Genomic DNA, 7,405 nt, shown 5'->3' on the forward strand with positions numbered 1-7,405 from the left:
AACCTGCAGCCGTCAACGAAATGGTGACGCGCAAGCTCCCGCGCTTGCTGGCGCTTGCCAGCCGGCTGCTGGGGGATGCCGACGAGGCCAAGGACGTGGCCCAGGAAAGTTTCCTGCGGATCTGGCGCCAGGCGGCCAACTGGCGCCCCGGCGAAGCACGTTTCGACACCTGGCTGCACCGCGTGGCGCTGAACCTGTGCCATGACCGTTTGCGCCGGCGCAAGGAACGCCCACTGGACGAGGACGCCCTGCTTGAACTGGCGGACAGCGCGCCGTCTGCGCAGGAAGAGTTGGAGACGGCAGATCGCAGCGCCCGCATGGCCGCCGCCTTGGCGGCGTTGCCCGAGCGCCAGCGCGAAGCCATTGTGTTGCAGTACTACCAGGAGCTGTCGAACATCGACGCCGCGGCCCTGATGAACATCAGCGTCGAGGCACTGGAGAGCCTGCTTTCGCGGGCCCGACGTCAGTTGCGCAGTCAACTTGCCGACACACCCGGGCTCGCCCGCCCAGGAAGGGGAAAACCATGACACCTGAACGATTTGCGCACCTGGCATCTGCCTACGGCGCCGGCCTGCACCGCTGGCCCGACGCCGAACAGGCCAGTGCCCAGGCGTTGCTCGACAGCGGCAGCGTCAGCGCCCGTGAGGCACTGCGCGAGGCCGGCTGGCTCGATAGCCAACTGGACGCTTATGAACTGGCCTTCGCCGACCCGGCGCTGGCCCGGCAGATCCGCCAGTCGGCGCCGCGACGTGCGTCGTTCTGGTCGCGCTATGCCAACTGGTTATCGCCTGCCGGGTTTGTCGGCGTGGGCGTTGCCGGCATCGCCGCCGGCGTATTGGTTGCGTCGTTAAGCGTGCCGCTGCCGAGTTTGTCATCTGACGTGCTGCCCAGCGTCTTCGATCAGGGCGACGCCGACGTCGTCTTCACCGTCAACGCCGAGGATACCGAGCAATGACCCCTAAATTCCTTAAACCCTGGTTGGTCGTTTCGGTGTTGCTCAACGTCTTTTTGATCGGCGGTTTGGGCGGTGGTCTCTACCACTGGATGGCCACGTCCAAGCCTGTTGAGGCGGTGGTCAACCAGCACGGCTTGCGCCAGGCGATGATCAAGTTGCCGGCCGAGCGGCGCAAGGAATTGCGCCAGTTGCTGCGGCATAACCGCGACGACAGCCAGCCGCTGATCATGGCCGGCCGCGAAGCTCGCCTGGGCGTGATCAAACAGCTGGAGGCGCCGACGCTGGACCACGACGCGCTGGTGGCTGAACTGGCCAAGGCACGCGAGGCCGACGCTGCGCTCCGGGCCTTGGTGGACGGCACCCTGGCGCAATTTGCAAGCAACTTGCCCCAGGATGAACGGCAGAAGCTGGTCGAGGCGCTGTACCAGCGTGGGCAGCTCAAAGCTAAAGAAAAATTGATCCAGACGGCGGGGAATAAACCCAGGTCTTGAGCCGTTAAGTCCGCATAACCTCTCAGGAAGTGTGTTTATGCCGGCTGCTAAAAAGAAACAGGCTTTTGATTTTTCCTGTGGTGCGGCGTCTTTGCTGTGTGCGGCCGTGGAGCTGGAAGCCACCTTGCCCGGTGGTCTTTCGGCGACCGACGCGTTGCGCACGACTATGTGTGAGGTTGAGCTCTACAAACTCACCTCCGGTGCACAAACCGGTGGGGTGGTGAAGCCGTTTGACCCGATCAAGGCGGGCTATTCCTACCCACACAGTGTGGCGTTGGCAGCGCGGTCGCTGGGGTTGAATGTGACCATCCACATGGAAGGGTTTTTGGCCACGGCGTTGGCGACCTTGTATCCCGCCTGTGAAGAGTTGTGTGTGAAGGCGGGGTTTCCGGTGATTCATGGGGCACCGCCACCGATGGCGGCCAATCGACGGGCGTTGTGTGTGGTCACGACGTTTGTGGTGGGGTTGCACTATGTGATGCTGCGCCCGGGCGGGGACTTCATGGACCCGGCGGATGGGGAGAACCATGACAATTTCAAGACGATGAATACCTGGTCGAAGGTGTATTCGCAGACCGGGATCACGCTGGTGTTGGAGAAGGAAGTGCCGGTTTAGGCACGGTTTTCAAGCCAGGTGTGGGCACGCCTTCAGGTGCAGGGTTGGAATGAGGGCTTTTCCTTTGTGCAGTCACCGCAGCAATGGGGTACGCCCTCAATCAAACCCCGGCCTCAGCGGTGCTGAAACCGCGGCAACGAAGCAATGCGCAACTTGGGCTCTTGTAACCGCGCCAAGTCCGTCGCGATCTGTGCCCGCCAGAAGTGCGCTCCCGCCAATTGCGCATCCACCCACGCCTGGCGCAACAACACCTTGGCCTTGTCCACCGAGCCGTAATGCCCCTGACGCAACGTCAGCTGGGCCTTGATCCGCAGCATCTGCGGCACAAACCAGCGTTCGTGGCGGCCAATTGCCAATTGCAGGGTGTCTTCAAGCACTTCCAGGGCGAGTTTTTCCACACCCAGTCGCGCCAGGCCCAGCGCGTATTCACACCGCAGCAAGCTGTAGAGCTGGCTGTCGCCCTGGCCTTGCAGGTGGTGCAGGGCTTCGCCCAGTTGCGGCACGCCTTCTTCCGGCGAACCCTGGCGGATCAGCAGGATGCTTTCAAAACACAGGCGCATTTGCCGCCAGATATGCAGGTCCTGGCGGGTGGTGCTGTCTTGCAGCAAGCCCAGGTAGTAGCGCATTTTCGGCAAGTTGGAGGCCAGCAGTGCCAACGGAATAGCCCCCAGGCACAAGGTGTACCAGAGGGTCGCCGGGTGATCGAGTGAGACCGCCTCCTCGACGCAGGTGCCGATCAGCCGCAGTGCCGGGTCGACATCGCCCTCCAGCAATTGCACCTTGGCCTTGAGGCAGCGCGCGGCGATGCGTTGGTCGAAATGTACGTCGATGATGTGCGAGCGCGCCGCCGACGGAGAGCCCAGGGCTTCATCGATATTTTGCCGCGCGCCGGCCAGGTCGCCCATATGGAACAAGGCCACAGCGCGCATGCGCTTGCCGAGCAGTTGCTGGTTACCGCTGTTGTTCAGGGCGATGTAACGCTCGGCCAGTTCCAGCGCTTCGGCGTACTGGTTGCAGCCGCAACGGTCGGTCCACAGGCCCCACAACGCGCGCATTTTGTGCTCGGCGTCGTCAAGTTCGCGGGCGTCTTCGCGCACCTGGCGCCAGGCTTCGCGCATCGGGCCACTGGTGCCGTAGGTGAGCATCAGCACGCTGGCCAGGGCGGTCTGCAACAGCATGTGCTGACGCACCGGCAGCGGCGTGACGGCGTCGCTCGCCAGGCCCTTGTCGACCCAAGTGCGGCATTCGCTGACCAGCGACAGGCGCAGCCACAGCGGCACGCCGCCCAAGGTCAGTTCGATACCCAGGGACAGGTTGCCGGTAGACGAGTAGGCCCAATCCAGCGCCGAGCGAATCGTGTTGATCTCGGAGCCGTAGAGCGCGATCCAGGTTTGCGGGGACAGGCCGTCCAGGGTCCGGCCGGCTTCCTGCAACACGCCGAGCGCGTAGTGGGCGTGGTGTTGCGCGGTGGAGTTTGCCTCGCCGTGTTCGATGAGTTTTTCCAGGGCGTAGGCGCGGGTGGTTTCCAGCAGGCGGTAGCGCTTGAGCAACTGCGATTCACCGGCGATCAGCAGCGATTTGTCCATCAGGCTTTCGAGCAAGGGCAGGGCGTTGCGCGGGTCGAGGGTGCTGCTGGCGGTCATCGCCTTGACCGCATCGAGCGTGAAGGAACCGGTGAACACCGCCAACTGGCGCAGCATCGCCTGCTCGTCTTCGCTGAGCATGCCGTACGTCCAGTCCAGGGTCGCGCTGAGGGAACGGTGGCGGGCGAGGGCGGTGCGTCGGCCGGTCATCTGCAGGCGAAAGCTGCCGTCGAGCAAGCCGACCAGGTCCTGGATGCCAAAGGTGCGCACCCGCGCGGCGGCGATTTCGATGGCCAGCGCGTTGCTGTCGAGCTTGCGGCAGATGGCGCAGACGGCGGCCACGTCGGCGTCGTTGAACACAAAGTCGGGGTCGAGGGCGCGCACGCGTTCCACGAACAGGCGCACACCGGACCAGGCCAGCGCTTCACAGGCGCTGAGGCTGGCGTGCTCGTCCGGCACTTGCAACGGCGCCAGGTCGTGCACACGTTCGCCTTCGGCGCGCAGGGGCTCACGGCTGGTGGTCAGCACGCAGCAATGGGGCGCACTGCGCAGCAGGGTTTCGGCGGCGTCGGCGATGGCGGGCAGCACGTGTTCGCAGTTATCCAGCACCAGCAGCAAACGGCGCTCGGCCAGGGTCGCGGCGATGCTGTGCAGCGGGTCATCGCTGATCGTCTGAATGCCCAAGGCGCTGGCGAGCATGCCGGCTACCCATTGCCCACTGGTGGCGGGGGCCATGTCGACGAAACAGGTGTCGAGGTTGAACTCGTTGGCCAGGTGATGGGCCACGGCCATGGCCACGGTGGTCTTGCCGATGCCTCCCGGGCCGGTGATGGTCACGAAGCGCTGGCTGATGACCTGGCCGGCCAGGTTGGCGATCAAGGCCTCGCGACCGATCACTTCGCCGGCCGGTGCGGGAAGGCTCGGTTCTTCCACTTTTGCACTGGGCACCGGCAGGCTTTCCTCGCCGACAGCTTGCAGGGTAACAGGCGCCACAAAGCGATAGCCCCGGCCCGGCACAGTGACGATGTAGCTGAAGTTGCCATCGTCGCCCAACGCCCGACGCAGGGCGACGATCTGCGCACGCAGGTTGCACTCCTCGACCACCACCTTGGGCCAGGCGTAGGAGATCAGTTCGGATTTCTCCAGCAGTTCGCCGGCACGGGTGACCAGGGCGATCAGCAAGTACAGGGCGCGGCTCCCCAGGGTCACGGGTTCGCCGTTGCGCAACAACACATGCTGGCGTGCCAGTAACAGAAAGGGGCCGAAGCCGATGGCGCTCTCGGTGGAAACCGGAGCCGGGTGGTCTGCGTCCATGTAGGACACTGCGTGGTGCTTGCTCGAGCTCATCAATTCGTCCTTTTTATAGTCGGGCTTGTTATTGGCGATCAGGCCATTCGCCCTTTTGGGTGCAGATGTGCAGCAGCAGTCTTGGAAAGTTGATGTCGATCAAAGTGTCGGAAAAGCCGCCCTCCTTTGGGGCGTGTCGTTTTTATAGAGGGAGTCACGCCACATGCTTCAGAAGATGAGACTGTCTCAAAGCTGAAACATTTTATTACCAGAAACATGGATAAAGCAGAATGTATGCCAGTTGGCATGTAACAAAGATGACAACAACCGCATGAAATTTATGGTGATTTTTAAGGTCGTCGGTGACGCGAAAGGGACTTCGTTCGGAAAGGCGAATATTTCCAATTGTGTCGTTCGGGATGCCGAATAAAACGGCAGTGAATTGGCGCTGTTTTCCCGGCTGTGTATCGCACTGTATCCCCGCACCAGCCTGATACATCGGCATGACGTTCTGTCGTGTTTGCGACACAGACCGGATACACGCCTGGCTTTAACTCTGTTCACCAGCTGGCGCAGGCGGTCATCCACCGCAACCTGCGCCCTGGCCACACTCAGTCAAGCCAGGAGATACACCGATGAAGCGTCCCTACGCAGCCCTCGCGGCCACCCTTGCCCTGTCCCTCAGCGCCTTCGCGGCCGTGGCGCACGCCGATGAAGCCAAACCCCAGGAAAAATGCTTCGGCGTCTCCCTCGCCGGTGCCAATGACTGCGCCGCCGGTAAAGGCACCTCGTGCGCCGGCACCGCCACCGCCGACTACCAGGGCAATGCCTGGGTGCTGGTGGACAAAGGCACCTGCACCCAGATCAAGACCCCCAAGGGCTACGGCAGCCTGACGGAGCAGCCATGAGCCGAGCGGCCCCGGCGGTGGTGATCCAGCGCGTCTTGCCCCCAGCGCTGCTGTTGCTGGTGGCGCGGGTCGGGATCGCGTCGGTGTTTTTCCTCTCGGGCCGCACCAAGGTCAGCGGTTTTCTCGACCTCAAACCCTCGACCTACGCGTTGTTTCGCTCGGAGTACGCCTTGCCGCTGATCCCGCCGGCGTGGGCCGCGCACCTGGCGACTTACGCCGAACACCTGTTTCCGCTGCTGCTGGTGCTGGGTCTGCTGACCCGCCCGGCTGCCGCTGCGCTGTTGGGCATGACGCTGGTGATCGAGGTGTTTGTGTACCCCGACGCCTGGCCGGTCCACCTGACCTGGGCGGGCCTGTTGCTGCCGCTGCTGGCGTACGGCGGCGGGGCGTGGTCGCTGGATCGCTGGCTGATGCGCAAACGCGCTTAACCCTTTGCCTCATTAATGGAGATTTCTTATGCGTACGCTTTCTTCCCTGGCTCTGGCCATGGCCCTGACGGTTCCGATGCTGGCTCACGCGGCCGATGCGCCGCAGCCCGGCGCCGGCAAAAGCGTGGTGATCGTGCCCGGTTCATTTGTCGACGGTTCCGGTTGGCGCGTGGTTCACGACATCCTGATTCACAAAGGCTACAAGGTCACCGTGGTGCACCAGGGCCACGAAAATCTGGCGGCCGACGTGGCCGAGGCGCGTGAAGTGCTGGAGCAGCAGGTCGGCCCCGTGGTGCTGGTGGGTCACAGCTCCGGCGGCGCAGTGATCTCGATTGCCGGCGACCGCGACAAGGTCAAGTCGCTGGTTTATGTCTCGGCGCTGCAGCCGGAAGTGGGCGAGAACATGGCCCAGTTGATCGGCTCCATGCCGTCGCCCAGCGATGACATCAAGCCCAGCCGCGACGGCCACCTGTTCTTTGATCGCACGCAATTCAACGCGGATTTTGCCGCCGACCTGACCACCAATCGCACCGACTTCATGGCCGCCTCGCAAGTGCCCGCCACCGCCGCGCTGTTCGGCGGCACCGTGTGGGCCGCGGCCTGGCATAAAAAGCCGACCTACGCCGTGGTGTCCACCGAGGACCGCGCGCTGAGCCCCGCGCTGCAACGCTGGATGTACACGCGTGCCGGTTCCAGGGTCACCGAAATCAAAGCCAGCCACTCGGTGTACATCTCCCAGCCTGAGGCTGTGGCGAAAGTCATCGAAGACGCGGCATCCGTCATCCAGTAATCCCTGCTACCCCCACGAGCACCCCACGAGCATTTTCAGGAGAAACACCCATGAACACTGCATTCAAATCCCGCTTGAGCCTGGCCGCTGCTGCGGCACTGGTTGCCCTCGCATCGGCGTCGTTCGCGAGCGCCGCCAGCGCGGCGGACCAGCAGGAAAAACCCGGCCGTTGCTACGGCGTCAACACCTGCAAGGGCACCAGCCTGTGCGCGACCGCCAAAAATGACTGCAAGGGCCTCAACAGCTGCAAGGGCGAAGGCGTGATCGTCAAGACTCCGTCCGAATGCCTCAAGGCCGGCGGCACCCTGACTGAACCGAAGTAACCCATCGGCGAGCCCGTACGGGCT

Annotated in this window: 9 protein-coding genes; 8 read left to right on the forward strand and 1 reads right to left on the reverse strand. The window is 63.4% G+C overall.

Features of this window, described 5'->3' with window-relative positions; all coding sequences use genetic code 11:
* From WBB95_RS04525 to WBB95_RS04540, 4 genes are all read left to right on the forward strand, one after another.
* Positions 1-527: RNA polymerase sigma factor (locus tag WBB95_RS04525; protein WP_424486500.1), on the forward strand; the 527-nt coding region annotated here is incomplete at its 5' end.
* Complete coding sequence (locus WBB95_RS04530; RefSeq protein ID WP_424486501.1) at positions 524-955, forward strand: hypothetical protein; 432 nt, start codon at positions 524-526, stop codon at positions 953-955. The genes WBB95_RS04525 and WBB95_RS04530, both read left to right, overlap by 4 nt.
* Positions 952-1,446, forward strand: a complete 495-nt coding sequence (locus tag WBB95_RS04535; RefSeq protein WP_424486502.1) for a periplasmic heavy metal sensor — start codon at positions 952-954, stop codon at positions 1,444-1,446. Before WBB95_RS04530 ends, WBB95_RS04535 begins: the two co-directional genes overlap by 4 nt.
* A gap of 37 nt (positions 1,447-1,483) precedes the next feature.
* Positions 1,484-2,062, forward strand: coding sequence for a hypothetical protein (locus WBB95_RS04540; protein WP_424486503.1), 579 nt, complete (start codon positions 1,484-1,486; stop codon positions 2,060-2,062).
* Positions 2,063-2,175: 113 nt separating this feature from the next.
* Here WBB95_RS04540 and WBB95_RS04545 read toward each other — a convergent pair whose 3' ends face one another.
* Complete coding sequence (locus tag WBB95_RS04545) at positions 2,176-4,992, reverse strand: ATP-binding protein (RefSeq protein ID WP_424486504.1); 2,817 nt, start codon at positions 4,990-4,992, stop codon at positions 2,176-2,178.
* Positions 4,993-5,567: 575 nt separating this feature from the next.
* On the opposite strand from WBB95_RS04545, the gene WBB95_RS04550 reads away from it, so the two are divergent.
* Genes WBB95_RS04550 through WBB95_RS04565 form a run of 4 tightly spaced genes read left to right on the forward strand, consistent with a single transcriptional unit; the run spans position 5,568 to position 7,381 of the window.
* Complete coding sequence (locus tag WBB95_RS04550; RefSeq protein WP_178922626.1) at positions 5,568-5,840, forward strand: DUF2282 domain-containing protein; 273 nt, start codon at positions 5,568-5,570, stop codon at positions 5,838-5,840.
* Positions 5,837-6,268 carry a DoxX family protein gene (locus WBB95_RS04555; RefSeq protein ID WP_424486505.1) on the forward strand — a complete coding sequence of 144 codons (432 nt, stop codon included), beginning with the start codon at positions 5,837-5,839 and terminating at the stop codon, positions 6,266-6,268. Before WBB95_RS04550 ends, WBB95_RS04555 begins: the two co-directional genes overlap by 4 nt.
* Before the next feature lie 28 nt (positions 6,269-6,296).
* Positions 6,297-7,058, forward strand: a complete 762-nt coding sequence (locus WBB95_RS04560; protein ID WP_424486506.1) for an alpha/beta fold hydrolase — start codon at positions 6,297-6,299, stop codon at positions 7,056-7,058.
* A 50-nt stretch (positions 7,059-7,108) separates the two neighbouring features.
* Entirely contained in the window at positions 7,109-7,381 is a 273-nt protein-coding gene (locus tag WBB95_RS04565; protein ID WP_424486507.1) for a hypothetical protein, read from the forward strand.
* Positions 7,382-7,405 lie beyond the last annotated feature (24 nt).

This window comes from Pseudomonas sp. (assembly GCF_049645325.1).
Classification (GTDB): Bacteria; Pseudomonadota; Gammaproteobacteria; order Pseudomonadales; family Pseudomonadaceae; genus Aquipseudomonas.